Origin of the sequence: Dulcicalothrix desertica PCC 7102, from assembly GCF_003991905.1 — a bacterium.
GTDB lineage: Bacteria > Cyanobacteriota > Cyanobacteriia > Cyanobacteriales > Nostocaceae > Dulcicalothrix > Dulcicalothrix desertica.
Map to the genome: position 1 here is coordinate 32,092 of NZ_RSCL01000045.1, position 18,288 is coordinate 50,379.

The window sequence follows — 18,288 nt, forward strand, 5'->3', positions numbered from 1 at the left end:
GTTTGATATTTTCTATGGCGCCTACGTAATTAAGCTTTTAATTTCACCTCTCAAGTTAGTTTTGCCGCTCTAGTTTTTTTTAAATATCCTATCTTACATATATATAATAAAGTAGGATATTTAAGTGCTGCAATTTCTAATTATTTACGATTTCTTAACTTGTAATCTAAAATAGATTTATAATCTTCTTCTTCCTCTAATTCATCCATAGGCATCAACTTTAACGATACCCAACATTTTACGCCTGACTCACGCAGTTGATTTACATAATTGTTGATGTCTAGCTTTTCTTCTTCGTTGGTAGCTTGGCTCATCTCTCTTGTCAAAAAATCGTCTAAGCTTTTTACATCTATAATTTGATAAGGCGCATCTACATGTTTAGAGTAATAATAGTTTCCTACCGCAGGGTCTTTGATTTCTTCTACATCCCCGTCCACGAACTCATGGGCGCCACAGTATAATCTATAAACATATGACTCCTCTTCATCACAATCATATGATTGGTCTATATCATCCAAAGTTAAAATACATTTTACCTTGGCTTCAGGTTTATTAACTTTCAAAGATTTAATTTCTTGAAGTATCTTCTTAGGCATATGAATGATTCCTCCAATTATTGACTACTTTATTTTAATACAGTAATTCAAAAAGTACGTTTATATTAATATACTTCGGCGGCATATTCAATATTTTGGGGAGTATCCATATAGAACCTTACTTTCGACGCTTTGAATACTGAGTAAATTGCTTTATTCAAGAAGAAGAGAATTTTTTTCAAAGTTCTAACTTTAACGGCGCTTGTGTAAGAGCGTAAAAAGCAGCAACCCTATTTATAGTTTGCTGCTGCTAGCTAAGAGTATACAAATAAACTAAAGGCTATAGACAAAGTGCTTCACTTCATTTATAGCTATAGCCTTTACACATAGAACAAGGTGGACAAACGCAAGCAAGTATTTTGGCATACCTTGCTTGCTTCAATGGAGCTACACCCGGAAAGCGTAGAATAACTGCTTACATTTCAGTAGTCTCAGTCCCGGCGCTCTTTTAATATGCTCATACAGAAGCCAATTGGTGCCTTGCCAGTCATACTTGAGATGTGTATTTTTATTAGCACTACTAATAATATTAGTGATTTCTAGTTTATCATGATTGTTAACGGTATTAGTGAGTCAAGCGAAGAATTAATAATTATTAACAAACAATTAATTAGTTCTATTCGATGGAATAAACAACTCGGCGCCAAGCTAAGAGCTATGCGTGGTAAGGAATCCATGCAATCTCTAGCTGCCCGTGCGGGTTGTGCTTACCAGTTAATACAACATCTTGAACGTGGTGAATACCCTAGTTCCATTGAAAAAACTACACCTCCAAGCGTCTCGATGGAAAAACTGGAAGGGATATGCGGCGCCTTAAGTACGAGTGTTGAGGATTTTCTTGAATGCCCATCGGTTAAAATACCCCCCAAATTCCAAAATATTACTTGATTTATTACTACTTATATTAGTAATATAGAACGAAGCACTCATACGAGTACTTAAAACAGAAACCCCAGTTGCTACAACAACCAGGGTTTCCGGGTAGCAGCTTTGCTACAACAAAGCACAAAACTACCAGTTGCGTTAAGGGGCATAAACCACCTCAACTCATATAAAGGATTAATATGAATTCTAGCGTAGTACACCCTGAAAGTACAATACGTACACCTGTTGCTGTTAGCTTAAAAAATGAAGGAGGCGCCATATAATGCTAGCCGTCTCCCTTGAAAACCCAGTTAATCAGGCTTTTTCAGTCAATCCTTACATTACCAAAGCTCACTTCAAAGAGTGGACAGAAAGTGGCGTTGACCCAGAAATAATCAAGCTGAACGTCAAATCCCTTGTAGGGGATGAGGTTTACCAATATTTGATCCCCGACCCCTCTTCCGTTACAAAGCGCGTCCACCCAGATGCTCAATGGCGAAGTATCCGCGCGCGTTATGGTCATCTAGAAAATGGTGGCTGGTGGGTTGACGGCGCCGACCCGTTGAATGGTTACGTCATAAATCAATGGGGAAGCTTCAAACCAGATACTCCACGTAACAAGCACAACGGATTTAAAGCCGTTGAGAATAAAAAGATTAAATATGAACATCCGTTTGGTGTTCTTATGCGCGCGATTTTCCTCAACGTCCCCTTACATATTTGGGAGAAAATCAGTAAGCGTTATGATGTTCCACTGCCCCCGTCCATTAAGAGGGATGTATATAGTTATTCAGATTCAGTGGACGAGTATATTCCTTCCATCAGTTTTTGGGAGTGGGTACAAGTAAACAATATCCCTGTATCAATAGTGGAAGGGGCGAAAAAAGCAGGCGCCTTATTAACAGCGGGATATGTTGCAATCGCGTTACCTGGAATATTCGCAGGTTACAGAAAGTCGAGAATTTTAGAGAACGGGGAAATTAGTGAACGCGCGCTTATTCCCGAATTACAACACTTTTCCACACCTGGGCGGGAAATAAATATTTGTTTTGACTACGAAGATCGTCCTGTTCAAATCAGAAGTATGGATGCGGCCATTAACGGGTTGTACTTCCTACTTTTAGAGAAGGGCTGCGATACTCGGATTACTTGCCTTCCTGGTAAAGAGAAAGGAGTGGACGATTTTATAGTGGCTCATGGAGTAGGCGCCTATGACAAAATTCATGCTGCTTTAACTTATGACCAGTGGATAGCATGGGGTTTATCGAGGCTTACAGGCGTTTCTGTAACAATTAATCAAGAATTTTTGGGCGCCATGCGGCTTCCAAATGGAGAAAAGTTAGTCGCTATCAAATCTCCAAAAGGCACAGGTAAAACAGAATTGTTGATTAGTATTGTCGCTCTACGAATCAGCTTGGGACTTCCTACCATACTAATTACCCATAGAATCCAGTTGGGTCAATCAATATGCGGGCGTATTGGGCTGGATTACGTTGCAGAAATCAACGACGGCAATAGAACTTATTTTGGTTTTGGGTTGTGTGTTGATTCCTTACACCCTGAAAGTCAGGCACAGTTCAACGCCCAAAATTGGAAGGATGCTCTTGTGATAGTGGACGAGTGCGAACAAGTGTTTTGGCACGCCCTTACCGCGTCCACAGAAATTAAAAAACACAGAACAGAAGTAATTGACCAATTAGGCGCCCTGTTTAGAAACGCGCTCACTTCAAATGATGGAGGCGTGATTTTACTAGACGCTGACCTAAGCAACTTGTCCATTGATTTTGTATTGGGTCTTGCTGAGGTTGATATAAAACCTTGGATAGTCCTTAATGCGTGGAGACCAATTAATGGGCGCCTGGTAATCTCGTATGAGAAAGCAACTCAAATGTTGGCTGTTTTGGAGGACGAAATCCATGCTGGTAAAAAAGTATTCGTTATTACACAGTCCCAGAAAGCAAAATCTAAGTTTGGAACGATTAATTTAGAAGCGCGCTGGCGCCAGTTATTCCCCAATTTAAAAATATTGCGTATTGATTCGGACTCTGTACGCGAACCAGGTCATCCGGCATTAGGATGTATATCAAAACTCAACCAAATCCTTACACAATACGACATTGTGATATGCTCGCCCACAATTGAAACAGGCGTAAGCATTGATATTCAAGGACATTTTGCTTCTGTTTGGGCATTTTTCCAAGGAGTTAGCCCTGTAAATTCTGCTTGCCAAGCGGTTGCAAGATTGCGTGAACTTGTACCACTGCATGTCTACGCTGCGTCACGTGGTCTAAGTTTTGCTGGTAATCAATCCACCAGTTATAAATCCCTTATTTCTGGACAGAACAAGGTTTTCAAATTTTCTCTCAGCCTGATTGGTTTTGATGGAAATAACTATACCATCAACGGTACTGCTCTTACAATTTGGGGAAACATGGGCGCCCGTGTCAACGCTGGTATGAAAGATTACAACACTTCAATTCTTGCAGCCCTGGAGTTAGAAGGGCATACAGTAATTGAGGCGCCAGAAGAAAATCTCCCTTCGGAGTCTACAGAAAAGCAAATCGCTGGTGAACTCAAAGCAATGAAGGAGAACAACTACATTGATTACTGTAACCAAGTATCAGAACAAGATATCGGTGAAATGACCATTTCTGAGTATGAAGCGCTACTTACAAAGAAGGCTAAGACTCAACAAGAACGTTACATAGAGAAGAAATATGAATTGTCGCTGCGTTATTCAGTGGACGTTGACGCTGATTTGGTAGCTGCTGATGATGAGGGCTTTTACCCTGCAATAAGACTGCATTACTATCTAACTGTCGGGCGCCCGTTCCTACTTGAGCGTGATAGAAAAGTTGTTGAGAAAATCCTCGCTGAAAGCTCAAACCGAGTATTCATACCCGATTTCAACCGTAGCACCTGGATTGCGAGTGTTGCAACACTGGAACTATTAGGTATTGGGGCAATACTTTCTCAAACTGACAGAGTATTCCGTGGAAATGATGAAGATATGCAAGTTTTATTGTCTAAAGCATTACAGTATCGCAGTGAGATTAAAGACTTATTAGGGATAACAATCTCTAAAAACGCCACACCCATACAAGTTCTAAGACAAATCATCAAAAAACTTGGGCTAAAACTCAAAGCTGGTGGACGTGACGGCGCCGGAGATAGGCAGCGATTCTATACCATCAAAAACCCTAACGATGGGCGCCTAGAAATATTCTCCAAGTGGCTAGCCAAGGATGAGGCGAATGACAACGCTCATTAGTCCATCTGAACGGACATACACATGCTGTTAATCACACAGTTAAATAACCGTACTTAGGCTGACTCACGGCGCCTCAAAATTTCAAGTTTTACTCACATTCCAATACATTTACATTCAAGGTGCGAATATGAACACTACCTCCGAAACCAACATTTTTTATACTCATCCAGAAAGTTTGGTTGTGCATCCTAAACTCATCCAAATCTATGGAGAGAACGAAAGCAGACTTGATTTGGAGCAAGACATAGCAAATCGAGGTGTTATTTTGACTCCCTTAGTTGTTTCATCACGAAGCAATGTGTTACTTTCTGGTAAGTGCCGACGCGCGATTGCAATAAAGTTAGGCTGGGACAGCGTACCAGTTCGGTACGTTGATTGTGCATCCGATGCTGAAGAAGAAGCTTGGGTGCTGTCGCTCAACCTTAACCGTGACGGTAAGACCAACTACCAGAAAATGGTCGAGGCGCAACATTGGGAATCGCACTTAAGACCGTTGGCTTCTAAGAATCAGGCTGCAGGCGCCGAGTATATGAGACAATTCCTCCTTTTGTCGAATTCGACCGAAGGAGAATCGATAGATTTAGATATCAAATCAATCAATGTTCGGAACACCGTAGCAAAGAAAGTCAAGATGGGCGCCGGACCATATTCCAACTCAAAGCAAGTCTACAAGGAGATTTTGGCATTACAGAAGGAAAATAAATTAGTAGCAGGCGCCGCACTAGAGAAGGAACTTAACCGCAGTATTGACGCAGCGTACAAATTTATTCGCAATCCTAACTACTCAGAAGCTGTCTTCATCCTAGAATCAGGAAATGTGGGTACTGTAGGAGAAGCTATTGCCTGGGCAAATAGTGGAGAACGTAACCCTTTCCGTAAATACAAAGTATGGAATGTGTACATGTTTACAGAAGAAACGCGCGTAAAAGATTGCAGCCTGTGTGGTCGCGTAATCGACATAACCAACGAGTTCGTAGTATTTGGTTTTAGAAACATGACTAACTGGCGCCTCAAAGTTGTCCATCTACGACCACGAGATATACGCGCGGAACTGGTTGCTGACTCGGAAACACAAAGGCACCAGAGAATTTTTTCGTTGATGGAAAAGCATCACTTCATTGAACCTATTGCAAGTGGGTTATCTAGTTTACTTAAGCTTCCAGATTTGACTTATGAGGAAGAAGCTTTTCTACATAATATAGAATTTTATTATCAAAAGAGTCTTCAAGAAGTTAAACCAACCATTACTATAGAGCCTTAACAAGTCATTGAGTGGCGCCTGACAAGGGCATATGAATGCGGCGAGCAGTTAAGTGCAATAAATATTACAATCAAGCAAAAAACTAGGAGTGTATTAATCGTGGGAAAAGTTATTGATTTGGTTAATAGTAAGCGCAAGCTTTTTGATAAATACAAGCTTTGGGATGTTTACAGCTTTAGCGCATTCGCTATACCTTCAGATTGTGGTTCAATCGGTCGTGTAATAGACATTACAGATGATTACGTAGTATTTGGATTTAGAAATACAACATCGAGGCGCCTCAAGGTAGTAAATTTACATCCCAAGGATATACACGCGAAAAAAATTGTTGACCCAGATACACAAGTTCGCAAAAGAGTTTTTTCATTGTTGGAAAATTACTCTAGTGTTCAATGCGCTCAAATTGGACTCGAAAGTTTGCTCAAGCTGCCGGATTTAACTTGTGAAGATGTTGCGTTTTTAAATGCGACAGAATTCTTTTATAAAGAGTATCTCCCACAAGTTGAACGTTCTCGATTCACAGTACTTGAATAAGCGTTTATAACCTGTATGTGCTACTTGTACTCATAATCCTCTGATTGGCGCCGAGCAACTTGATAGTAAACTTACAGGCGCCGTTTATCAGGGACTTTCACAAAACTGCATAAGTCTATAACCGCGATATCTATGACTATGTAACCAATAGAAAATAGATTACTATGAAAAGTTTCAATTAATCTCAAATCACAGATAAGCAATTCGATATTAAAGTATTTGCATTAGAAATTAGTTCTTGGCTAATTTATGCAAATATTATGCGTGCTATTGCTGCTATGGGATATACTTTCAGTGTATACAAAACACTCAACCTACCTCAAAATTATTTAGTATTTGCTCTTGTTTCTGCTCTGACATATATAATTTATAACTACAACTATGTGATAAATTATTCTCAAACTGATGATAAAGTGAATATGAAAGATAGATCAAATTGGATATTTCAACACTTATCTCAGCTAAAAATTTCGATAATTCTGGCTACAGTCATTAGTTTATTTATAATAACAATGATTCCAGCAGCTTTGCCACCTGTTTTATTCGGTATAGCTCCAGCTTTAGGTTATACACTTAAGTTTTTACCAGAAGGAAAATCACCAAAACAACTTCCTGGAGTTAAAGCGTTTTACGTTGGTACTTTATGGACTGTATTAGTTGCTTGGATACCTTTAGCAGCTGTTGGTGGTGCTTGGACTCAAAAAGCGGTGTTGCTTGCGCTCGCCTGCTTTTGTTTTATAGCGTCTTCAAGTAACCTTAATGATATTCACGATATTGAAGGTGATAAATTAGTTGGTACGATGACTTTAGCTGTATTAGTGGGAGCAAAGAACGCTAAAATAATTTCTTTAATCTTGGCAATTTTGGGAGGTAGCATTTCTGTTTTGATTGGTAGTATTCCCTTTGTTATTGTCGCAACTTACGTTGTAATAATCGTTACTACATACAATTCAGAAATTAAGACAATCGAAAAGCGAATTCCGCATGGAATTGTTGCAGGGTTAGCATCTCTGTGTATTTAGTTGCTGAACAATTGTGCCATTTTGATCTTTATGGTTACAAGCACATGATTACATATAATTAACAATGACAGGCGCCTATTACCTATAATTAAAGGCGCCTAAATTTTTTTAATAGGTGGAGCATTAAAATGTAATCGTTAATACTTGTTACTGTCTCAATAATTGTTCTGCTCATACACCTACTAAAAAACCTGAAGGGCGTAGTTTGCCTTTATGGCGATAAAAACTGGTAATAACTTATAAAATCATTACCACCATCAGTTACGGAGCCACGGTGAATGCCCCATTACTCGTAATCCTTGCTCGTTCTCGTTCAAGTGGAACTTGACCTTCAGGCGCCGTAACGTGATACATATATATAACCACAATGCTGCACAATATATAAAGACTGGCGCCTATAATTAGGTACTTTTGTATCTATGAGTAATAGTGTCAATTGGTGTATATGATGGAACCGCTCCAATAAAACGAACAACAATATGGAAGTAGTATTAGACGAAAACACACCAGAAGAAGTTCTGCGAGAGTTAGCGTTAAAACAAAAATCAGAATATATATACTCGCTTTACGATGCTAATTTAAGCTCGGAAGAAATGCCGCCGCAATATAAGAAGTCAAAAAGTATTCTCTGTAAGATTGCTAAAAACCCTAATACGCCACCAGATATCTTAAAAGAATTATTTAATTTATTCCCTATTCAGGTGTTAAACAATATTAGTTTGAGTTTAATACTTTTAGAACATCCGTACTTTCTTGAGGAAGCTTATAACACCAGTTTAGATAATTATACAATTTTTGGGATGGATAATGTTCCATTATTATTTGAAGAGTGGGGGGTAAATCATAATGATATATCAATTCGTAAATCTGCTGCTTATGGAATAAAATCATCATTTTTATTAGAACAATGTTTAAACGATGATAATCCTGGTGTGCGAGCTAATGTTGCAGCGAACGAAAATACACCTGCTCATATTTTAGAAAAATTAGCATTTGATGAAAATAATGAAGTGCGCGAAGCAACTGCTAGAAATATTAACACACCCAAGAATATTTTATCATTATTAGCTCAAGATAAAAACTCAAAAATTCGCATTAGTGTTGCTAGCAATACAAATACATCAGAAGAAACTTTAAACTCATTAGCTAAAAGCAAGTCTAGACATCTTAGAGAAGTGATTGCAGGAAACCCAAACGTTAACATAAAGACTTTAGAACTGTTAACAAAAGATGAATGTGAATCAGTTTTATCAATAATTGCTTCTAATAAAAAAACACCGTCACATATTCTTAGAGCTTTGGCTGCTAAAAATGATTACTTTATAAATATGGCTCTTACCGTAAATCCACAAACGCCTCGCGATATTTTAGAATTAATAGCATCTGAAAATGATTATAGTTAACTTATATATTAATTAAATTGCTATATAGTTATTAAACGCAGATAACATTTTATATTGTAAACGGAGTTTTCCCTGCTGAGTGGCGCCGGATTGAATATTAATTAGTTAAATCCTTTGGTTCAACCTCATAAATCCTATAGGAGTTTTGGTTTGGTTGGTAATGCTCACAGTGAATTGTCGTTTCTTTAATCCAAATAAATTTCCAATGCTCTAAACCTCGACCATAGCGTTGCTTACGTAGATGCGACCGTATGCGTATGTGGTATTACGGTACAGTTATTTTCAACACTGGCGCCCATCTTTATGTGATTTAAGAGTACAGGCGCCGTTGATTCAAATCACCAACTAGCTACTACATTCAAGCTACTATGCTGCCACAAGTAAATATACGCATATAAAACACTATGAAAAGCACTCCTGCTCTCCACCTTTTATTACAATTTGCAGCAAACAAACATTAGTCCGTTAGTTAAGTAAGTAAGGATATATATATGGTATCACTTTTGACGCGATGTCTTGCAGAATTTGTTGGGACATTTGTGCTAGTTTTCGGCGGATGCGGAAGTGCAGTTTTTGCAGCAGCATTTCCAGATGCGAAAGCCAATGAATTCGGAATTGGCTTTGTAGGTGTGGCTCTGGCTTTCGGTCTAACAGTGCTAATTATGGCCTATGCAGTTGGTCATATTTCTGGTGCCCATTTTAACCCAGCCGTATCATTTGGTCTTTGGTCAGGAAAGCGTTTTCCAGGTGGTGAATTGCTTCCATATATTATTGCTCAGGTATTAGGAGCAATCGTTGCCGCAGGTTTAGTTTATTTAATTGCCGCTGGCAAGCCAGGATTTACGCTTTCTGGCTCTAATCCATTAGCGACGAATGGTTTTGGGGTACATTCTCCAGGGGGCTATTCACTGGCTGCTAGTTTCATTGCAGAAGTTATACTTACCTTCATTTTTTGATTGTGATTTTAGGTGCAACAGATGGTCGGGCGCCAAAGGGCTTTGCACCAATTGCTATTGGTTTGGCACTGACACTGATTCATTTGATCAGCATACCTATAACGAATACATCGGTTAATCCTGCGCGTAGTACTGGTCCTGCACTTTTTGCTGGTGTAGAACTATTTAAACAAGTATGGCTGTTTTGGGTAGCTCCGATTTTAGGTGCTTGCTTGGCAGGTCTATTTTATTCAAAAGTTTTAGGTGAATCAGGCGCCCAAGTTGCGGGTGAGGCAGGACATAAATTGTCACCCAATGCTGATGATTATTCGCGGCGATAACTTATAAATACTCAAGTACTTGAATATCTAGGATTTATTTGGAGTGAAGGGCGTTCAGTTGGGGACTGTTTACGTAGTATGCCTTTATGCGAAACCCCATCTGAACTTACATAAAAGCCCTCTGCCCTCTACCTCAGAAGCGCGCGTTCATGAGTTTTGGCGCCTGTTTATATATGATGATGGAACGAGTGCCCATATTTAACCGACCGAGAAGAGACCTTCTATCAATTTTTCTCTTTATATGGATATATTATTTTTTGAATGAAATCAGGATTTTTTTGATTTTATTCACCTCTTGTTGAGTCGCTGTCTTTGTTTTGATGCCTAGTTTATAATTCACAGTTTTATCAATATCATTCCACCTTACTACAGGTTGTTCGTTACGCAAACCAGTGGAAACAAAATGGTCAACATATGAAATTTGCACTAATTTACCTTTTCTGAACTGATAAAATGCATAAGTAATATCACCAGAACTAGCTCGTATAAATATTGGTCTACCTGAAACAGCACAAAGTTCATATTTGACTTTGTTATTATCTTCGGTTACTTCAAGTTTTTTTAGCGGGCATTTCTGTGGTGCTTTATCACCACTAAACTCTTGGAATTGCGTTTTTTTGAATTGATTGTAAGCTGCGCTAGCATTCGCTACTAATGGCATACCTACAACTAAACTAATACTCATCAAACTGCAAATAATTTTACGCATAGCTCCTCACTTGAATTATTACCCGTGTTATTAATTTGATAGATACATTGGTTAAAACTTACTACATGTCAGTAATTAGCAATTCCGCAAAAGTAAAATTATGAACAGGCGCCACTGCTGGAGTTGTGACTTGTGGAACTGGCACCGCAGCTTCTTGGACTTGAGATGTAGTCGTAGTTGCGGTTGTAGTTTCTGTACCTGTGGAATTTTGACTTATATCTTGGTTCGTTTGAGAGCAAGCAACTATAGCAAGCAGCCCTAACATTAATATATTTTTCATATTAAATTTTATGCGTATATTTACTTATGGCAGCATAGTAGCTTGATATGTAGTGGCTAGTTGGTGATTTGGATCAACGGCGCCAGTGTTTATGAATCACATGATTGTTGGCTGACAAAAACTGGCATAACTCAAAAAATTCAAAAATAGTTCTGTAGTTTCGTTTTGTAGGTATGAAGAAACTTGTGTGAGGGCGCCAATACTTCAAGTATCCAGATGTCTAAGTATCTGAGTATCTGAAGATTGGTACCATTACTTATGACGGCGCCATTCATATCAAAGGTTAACAACCTGCATTTTTAATAGAACCAACTCGGTAACTCAAAAAATTCAGAAATAGTTCTGTAGTTTCGTCTTATAGATAGAAAGCAATCAAAAGGGCGCCTGCCTAAAACCCCCTAGCCCCCCTTAATAAATAAAGCTTTATTTATTATTGTTCCCAAGATTAAAAGCTAATCACGCTGCTCTACCCAACTTTTTGTAATGACTATATCAAAGCGGCGCCAGTACCAAGCTGCATTAATAACTATATAAACATCAAACGCGAACAATGTGCTTCTTTGATTTTTGAAAGCTCATTGTTCGCGATTGTTTTTACTACTGCTCCACAGTAATCATTTTATCACGCTTTACAGTAACTTTATACCTAACTTTACTTGAGTTAAGTTGTCTGCTGCGAACAATAATATAGTAAGTTCCTGGCGCCACTACTCCCTGCTCATCTTGCTTACCTTTCTTGGTCAATCCATAATCGAAGGCGCCTATCTATCAACGAATTAAAATAGCATTTTTATGTATCAATAATGGCTAACTATAAATATATTGCTATACAAATAAATTAGATAGAATTTAACTCAATTTACTGTATTAAGCTAATTTTGGGGGTACAGTATTATAAAGCGAAAAACTCGAACTAATAAAACAATAGAAAAAGAGAACAAATTAATATATCATAGATTACTTGTAAAACATAACTAGCTTAGGGGTGTTGTTAGTATACTCTTTTGGGAATAAATTTATATAAGCCAAAAAACAATAGCACTACTAATAAAAGCCCAATCATGATTAAAATGAAATGTAAAAAATTAACGTACTCAATATAAAAACATTATATTGCTTGATTGATATATTTCTCTAAAACTGTATAAATACTGAGAAAATAAAGTGTATGCAAAATTTATTTGAATATACGTAACCAAAAGTTTCCATTTAAGAATTGCTGGGATAGGATGTTAAGCATAATTACACAAATCAAAAAAGATTTCTCATATATCGCTTTATTGTTTGAGCTAGATTATGTCTAGTTTTCAATCATTGCGTAATTTAGAATTTGCAAACATCATTATTGTTGTGGAAAATGTCAATTTACAAAAATTTTAATACCATTGGGGCTGCATCTGAAGCTAGTGAGTTTAACGGTAGTTCGTGGCAATTCTCATTTCCTAACACTGCTGATTTTAATTTCAATTACTATAAACTACTAGAGTTTGCACAAGGTAATGCAATAGCTCAAAACAATAATCCGAATGCTCGCATTGCTATTATTGGTGCAGGCGTAGCAGGACTCCTTGCTGCTAGAGAGCTTTTCCGCAGTGGCTATACAAATATTGATATTTATGAAGCAAGCAATCGAATCGGTGGTAGACTTTACTCAATTCCGGCGCCAAACCAATACACAACCTTTGAAATGGGCGCCATGAGAATGCCTTTTTTTATAGAACCAGGTAGTGGTAATTGTGTTCTAGATTACTATTGCACTTTATTTGGAATTACAACACAACCTTTTCCTAATCCTGGTTCTGAAGCAATTGCTAGCACTGGAATTTATATTAATAATGGTAATGGACCTGACTCAAAAAACGAATATTTAGAACCACGCTTAGATATTTGGTTAAAAAATGAACAACCCCCTAACCCACTTTTACAGATAATCCATTCTAAGTGGACTCACTTTGCTGATATGCTCATAAGAGAAGCGAAGAAACTCTACAACACGGATTTGTGGGAAGTCTTTTGGCATAGACTTGTTAATTATTACGGAGCGATGAGCTTTCAAGACTTAGTTTATAAAGATGCAATCTCTGAATATGACTCCTCAATACCTGGATACTTTGGTGGTCTAGGAATGACCGAACAAGAAGCGTGGAATTTTGATGTTATCGGCGCCGGAGATGGAGGTTGGGGCGCCTTTTACGATATCTCTTGCTTATATCCAATCAGAACACTTTTATTTGGCTTTGCCACTAATCATCAATTGATTCAAGGCAAATTTGATCATGATGGTAACTTTGCACCTGGGCAACAATGGAATCAGCCAACTAAGGATAATTTAGGTAATCAGTTAGAATCACCACATTATTTAGGTGTACAATCACTTCCTGAAAGCCTTTTTTATGAGCCAGTTACTAGTCCCTTCGTTGATAATATTTCTCTTTATCAAGCAACACAACTTTATCCAGGCATCAATCTTTATACATCAAACAAAGTTAACACAATTGAGTATTTAGGTAAAAATAGTATTCAGATTGTTTCAGATAATATCACATCACACTACAACGCTGTTATTGTAACCGTGCCGACGTGGGCGTTAGAAATGGGTTGTGTTTTTAAAAACTTTGACTCTACTATGCTGGCACCATCCGTATCACTGAGTATCAAGAAATCTCATTGGATTACTAGCTGCAAAGTATTTTATCCTTTGAAACAAAGATACTGGGAACAGCCAAATTTAAATCCTAACAATGACCCAATTCCACAAGTCATTAGTACAGATACTTTTATCCGAGATGTATATGGTCTAGCAGTTACCACTAAATCCCATAATGACCCAGGAGTATTACTAGTCAGTTATACATGGGAAGACGACACTGTTAAATTACAAGCCTACCAGGATGATGCAACTTTAGCCGAAAAATGTTTATTAGAATTAGACAATATTTTGACGAACTCTAAAAATATTCAAATGCCAATTTCCCCTTATGTTGATACAAGTAAACCAGTAGTTATTCATTGGGAAAGACAACCTACTTATCATGGTTGTGCAAAGCTTTATCGAAAAAGAAGCTGGAACTTAGATTATCCCTTGTTAACATACAACCAACAACATAGTGCTGCTTCTGGTATTTATTTTGCTGGTGAAGCTTACTCTGTTGAGGGGGGATGGACTGAACCTGCCTTAAGACAAGCGTTAGACGCAGTAATCCATATTGTGAAAAATACTAATGGAACATTTTTAAACGGTTTTGATTACGATGCAAATTATCCACAGTACCCACAATGGGCGCCTTCTTACAAAAACCTTGATTGAACCGGCTCCGAATTAAAAAGTACTTATGTTCGCAGTACTCAGGCGCCATAAATTAATTAGGGTATTTCGGGCATTTATAGGCACATAAACGCACCCTAACAAACTAACTAAGAGGCAGTACCAATAGTTTCAAGTACTGATGTTCACAATTTCCAGGCGCCACAAATTAATTAGGGTGCATCCAAGGGCATTTATAAACACGTCAACGCACCCTAATACAACTCGATTTATTTGTTCAAACCCTTGATATAGTAACTCCGGTACTTACGTGAGTGGCGCCACTCAACAACGTAACAATATATTAATAGTCAGCAGTATATAAGTAATGCTACGATTAGTGCGACTATTTGATACCGCAAATTAAATATCACGTATGATTAACTTTAAGATTTGGTTAACAGCTTTACTTGTAATTAGTGGAGCGTGGGTAGCGTTTGAAAGCGGCGCCAAGGCTCAAAGTTCGGGAAGCATAACGATTGGGAACGCTAGCATTAGACAAAATGGAACTATCTCCAATGATTCAACTACCAACCCAATCATTCGTACTAATAATACTTCTGTTAATTCTACCAATTCAAACTCTAATGGTGGCAACATCATTGTTAACGCTGGCATCATATACCTCAATAGAGTATCTATCCCTGAGCCAAGTTTTGTAGGTGGCATATTCGCAATTGGTATTGCTGCTGCAGTTTCAAGACTCAAGCATAAACAAAAATAATGGATGTGCTAGTGCCTGAACTCTTATCTTGAATAACAGAAGCTTCTATTATCGGCGCCTATAGTTTCCAAGTACTCAGGTATTTAAGTATCTAGATATTTGTTAGTGTTGGCGCCTGTAATCAGTTACATACATCGACCTGTAATTTGTACAAAATCTATATCTAGCCTGGAGTACTTACGGTCAATGTAATTATGACGATGGAAGGTAGGCGCCAAAGCTATTAATTTAACGGGTAAACTGTAATCTATCTGTTCCGCAAATGGTTTTAAGTCGAACAAATTATCATAGTAGCGGGTTAATTGTTGTACCACATACCTATCTTCGGTGTTCTTCAGTTCCAGTATAGACAATTGTTTATTGTATACAGCTAGGATATCGCAGAACTCCCCTTTAGCTGGATGTTGTCGCGCGACAGGTTTTAAATTAAACAGTTGTTCTAAGTTTTCCCATACAAACTCATAAGCGTGCATATTAGTCACGAGAACTCATAACCATTACCAGTTTTACGTAGAGCGGCGCCTGATAGCATATATATCATCACATAACTATATGTAAGTATAAGGGTGAAACGGGCGCCTACATTTTTTATCTTCCCAACCCCGTAACTCAAAAAATTCAGAAATTCTTCTCTAGAATCGTCTTATATATAGAGTGATACAGATGCTTGAGTACATAATGTATTGATAAGAGTTGGCGCCTATTGTTGGTTTGTGATTTTGATCAATGGTATTTACGTTTGCAAATCACATACTAATATCTACTTATATAAATTGAACAAAATGTAGAAAAATATGAGCGATTGTTTCCGTAACTGGAAAAACTTTGCATGTAGACATCGGTGTAAGCAACTACATTAAACAATTACAATTATGCCTACTACATTTGCTACTCTTCAAGTTGGTTCTACAGGCGCCGCAGTTCGTGACTTACAACAAGATTTAACAGTTCTCAAATATTATACAGGCGCCATTGATAGTGTGTTCGGCGCCAAAATGAAAGATGCTGTAGTTAAATTTCAACAACAAAGTGCAGTAAAAGTTGATGGTATTGTTGGTTATGAAACTGAAGCTGCAATTGAGCGTCAAGTATGGGTATTAAAGCGACCAGTGTTGAAGCAAGGTTCTACTGGACAAGAAGTTAAAAATCTTCAGAATTTACTCAAAGAAGACCTTGAAATTGCTCATAGTGATTCTAGCTTTACCAACATTGATGGTATATTTGGTTCCAATACTAAAGCTGCTGTTATCAAATTTCAAAAAGACCGTCACCTAGCAGGTGATGGTGTAGTAGGCGCCGTTACTTGGATGGAATTGTCTTACGTTAAATCTTATGATATGTCACCTGAGCAAATCGTTCTAAATGGTATCTTTACAAACGTTTAATTTTTAATATATACGGTGTTACTAATCATATAATTAGTGGCGCCAATTTTTAAACTTAGATTTTTGATAATTTTCATATTATTTGCACCTATATTAGGGGATGTGTAGTAATATACATCCTTTTTTTGTTGAGTACTCGAAGATATCGGCGCCTGTTCTTATGAATTCTGCTTACTCTATAATCACTTCTCCAACAAAAGTATGACCATGAATAGTTGGAGAAATAATCAATCACAATCCAAACTTTATTCCGATGTATTCAACCAACCGAAATTCCTATTATGTACATATAGCAGCAAAACAACACTGCAATTCGCAGTTCGCAATTCGCAATTCGCAATTAAGAAATAATTAAACAATTTATTAGTAAATTAGTTTTTTTTTGCGATATAATAATATTACGAGTTAGGTTGTTAATTATGCAAAGAAATATTACTATTGCCGAAAAAACAAAATTATTTGCTATTAGAATAATCAAAGCTTGTGACTTTCTAGATGAAAAAGCAGGGGTCTGTAAAACATTATCAAAACAGTTGTTACGCAGCGGAACTAGTATTGGCGCTAATGTAAGAGAAGCACAATCCGTACAATCAGATAAAGATTTTCTCCATAAATTAGAAATTGCACTGAAGGAAGAAAGAGAAACAGAATACTGGTTAGAAATTTTGATAGAATCTGAATTAGTAGATAAAAATCTGTTTGAACCTCTTCTTCAAGAGAATAAAGAGATAGGAAAAATCTTAGTAACTTCTACCCGCAAAATCAAAGAGAAAATTAATTCTAAAATTAGTAATTAATTGCGACTTGCGAATTGTTGGGATGTCGGTGGGTTTACATCAGATGCAGGTAACAGCTTCTCTCAAAAGAACCTAGCTGTAGGTCAACAAACCTTCGCGGGTCCCGGTGGTAGCTATACTGCTTCTGTTACCAACCTTCAAGAAATATTCAGCAAAGCTGGTCAATCCATCGCTGCCAAATAAAAGTGAATTTAAGGCGCCCATCTAATATCTATTACATAGATGTACATAAAACTTATTGCTTGCTATTAAATAAATATCAGGCGCCTTGAATTTATTGAAAGTTGTGTGTTCTTTATTAACTAAAGGTGCTGTTCTAAAATTCAATACTAAAGTTAGGCGCCTGTTATTATGTAGCTTGTGGTGAAGACTACATTTAGCAGGTGCCAAAACTTATATATTGACTAAATTGCTATATAGTTATTAAGCGCATAAAAGATTTTAAATTGTAAACGGAGTTTTCCCTGCTGAGTGGCACCAGTTCGTGTATCATTGTCACGGCGCCTTCCACTGTCAATACTGCTTGGTTAAGCTTTTTTTGGCATCATAAACAACGACATTATAAGGGTTTCAGCCTATGCTATCTCTTTAACCGAGCAGTATTGCTTCCACTGTAACTGATTTGTTACTTATCATTTTTAGCACTATGAGGTACATGAGTACGACATTGTTTTAGGTTTGTAATTGCAAGAAAAACGTTCTGGGGTTGCCATGTTGCTTTGCCCCGTGCAACCCCAGCCGACTGAATCGCTGCGAGTGTGTCGGTGCCATTTTCAACTTTACGTTATATCCCATATTCCGCACTTCAGAATGTCGCATAAAATATTACATAAATACGTACTGGCATTAGTAAATAAACATA

The 18,288-nt window shown here is 37.6% G+C and carries 16 protein-coding genes and 1 pseudogene; 12 read left to right on the plus strand and 5 right to left on the minus strand.

Translation table 11 applies throughout. The features are described 5' to 3' along the window. Positions 1-140 precede the first annotated feature (140 nt). Positions 141-596, minus strand: coding sequence for a hypothetical protein (locus tag DSM106972_RS46950; RefSeq protein WP_127087147.1), 456 nt, complete (start codon positions 594-596; stop codon positions 141-143). 549 nt (positions 597-1,145) lie between these two features. On the opposite strand from DSM106972_RS46950, the gene DSM106972_RS46955 reads away from it, so the two are divergent. From DSM106972_RS46955 to aqpZ, 7 genes and pseudogenes are all read left to right on the plus strand, one after another. Further along, positions 1,146-1,484 carry a helix-turn-helix domain-containing protein gene (locus tag DSM106972_RS46955; RefSeq protein WP_127087148.1) on the plus strand — a complete coding sequence of 113 codons (339 nt, stop codon included), beginning with the start codon at positions 1,146-1,148 and terminating at the stop codon, positions 1,482-1,484. A gap of 259 nt (positions 1,485-1,743) precedes the next feature. Beyond that, on the plus strand, positions 1,744-4,731 hold the full coding sequence (locus DSM106972_RS46960; RefSeq protein WP_127087149.1) for a plasmid replication protein, CyRepA1 family: 2,988 nt from the start codon (positions 1,744-1,746) through the stop codon (positions 4,729-4,731). A 127-nt stretch (positions 4,732-4,858) separates the two neighbouring features. Continuing rightward, positions 4,859-5,992 (plus strand): ParB N-terminal domain-containing protein, encoded by a 1,134-nt coding sequence (locus DSM106972_RS46965; RefSeq protein ID WP_127087150.1) that lies wholly within the window; start codon positions 4,859-4,861, stop codon positions 5,990-5,992. Positions 5,993-6,091: 99 nt separating this feature from the next. After that, entirely contained in the window at positions 6,092-6,526 is a 435-nt protein-coding gene (locus tag DSM106972_RS46970; RefSeq protein ID WP_127087151.1) for a hypothetical protein, read from the plus strand. 419 nt (positions 6,527-6,945) lie between these two features. Next, on the plus strand, positions 6,946-7,548 hold the full coding sequence (locus tag DSM106972_RS46975; RefSeq protein WP_158633002.1) for a UbiA family prenyltransferase: 603 nt from the start codon (positions 6,946-6,948) through the stop codon (positions 7,546-7,548). A gap of 479 nt (positions 7,549-8,027) precedes the next feature. Beyond that, entirely contained in the window at positions 8,028-8,951 is a 924-nt protein-coding gene (locus tag DSM106972_RS46980) for a HEAT repeat domain-containing protein (RefSeq protein WP_127087153.1), read from the plus strand. Between the two features lie 491 nt (positions 8,952-9,442). Continuing rightward, a pseudogene (gene aqpZ / locus DSM106972_RS46985) lies at positions 9,443-10,227 on the plus strand (aquaporin Z). Positions 10,228-10,477: 250 nt separating this feature from the next. Here the strand turns inward: aqpZ and DSM106972_RS46990 are convergent. The 3 genes from DSM106972_RS46990 to DSM106972_RS51910 form a co-directional block, all read right to left on the minus strand. Further along, positions 10,478-10,936: a hypothetical protein gene (locus tag DSM106972_RS46990; RefSeq protein ID WP_127087154.1), complete on the minus strand. Its 459-nt coding sequence runs from the start codon at positions 10,934-10,936 to the stop codon at positions 10,478-10,480. Positions 10,937-10,997: 61 nt separating this feature from the next. Continuing rightward, positions 10,998-11,216: a hypothetical protein gene (locus tag DSM106972_RS46995; RefSeq protein ID WP_127087155.1), complete on the minus strand. Its 219-nt coding sequence runs from the start codon at positions 11,214-11,216 to the stop codon at positions 10,998-11,000. A gap of 597 nt (positions 11,217-11,813) precedes the next feature. Beyond that, a complete protein-coding gene (locus DSM106972_RS51910) occupies positions 11,814-11,960 on the minus strand; it encodes a hypothetical protein (RefSeq protein ID WP_158633003.1) in 147 nt (48 codons plus the stop codon). A 613-nt stretch (positions 11,961-12,573) separates the two neighbouring features. Here DSM106972_RS51910 and DSM106972_RS47000 point away from each other — a divergent pair. Further along, entirely contained in the window at positions 12,574-14,523 is a 1,950-nt protein-coding gene (locus tag DSM106972_RS47000; RefSeq protein ID WP_127087156.1) for a flavin monoamine oxidase family protein, read from the plus strand. A gap of 373 nt (positions 14,524-14,896) precedes the next feature. Then, complete coding sequence (locus DSM106972_RS47005; protein ID WP_127087157.1) at positions 14,897-15,244, plus strand: hypothetical protein; 348 nt, start codon at positions 14,897-14,899, stop codon at positions 15,242-15,244. A gap of 125 nt (positions 15,245-15,369) precedes the next feature. Here DSM106972_RS47005 and DSM106972_RS47010 read toward each other — a convergent pair whose 3' ends face one another. Further along, positions 15,370-15,726 carry a hypothetical protein gene (locus tag DSM106972_RS47010; RefSeq protein ID WP_186538315.1) on the minus strand — a complete coding sequence of 119 codons (357 nt, stop codon included), beginning with the start codon at positions 15,724-15,726 and terminating at the stop codon, positions 15,370-15,372. Between the two features lie 390 nt (positions 15,727-16,116). Here DSM106972_RS47010 and DSM106972_RS47015 point away from each other — a divergent pair, with 390 nt between their 5' ends. The 3 genes from DSM106972_RS47015 to DSM106972_RS47025 all read left to right on the plus strand — a co-directional run bounded on the left by DSM106972_RS47015 (position 16,117) and on the right by DSM106972_RS47025 (position 17,609). After that, complete coding sequence (locus tag DSM106972_RS47015) at positions 16,117-16,629, plus strand: peptidoglycan-binding domain-containing protein (RefSeq protein ID WP_127087158.1); 513 nt, start codon at positions 16,117-16,119, stop codon at positions 16,627-16,629. Positions 16,630-17,048: 419 nt separating this feature from the next. Beyond that, on the plus strand, positions 17,049-17,426 hold the full coding sequence (locus tag DSM106972_RS47020) for a four helix bundle protein (RefSeq protein ID WP_127087159.1): 378 nt from the start codon (positions 17,049-17,051) through the stop codon (positions 17,424-17,426). Beyond that, the gene (locus DSM106972_RS47025; RefSeq protein ID WP_127087160.1) at positions 17,427-17,609 is read left to right on the plus strand and encodes a CTB family bacteriocin; all 183 of its coding nucleotides are present in this window, start codon (positions 17,427-17,429) and stop codon (positions 17,607-17,609) included. Positions 17,610-18,288: the final 679 nt, after the last annotated feature.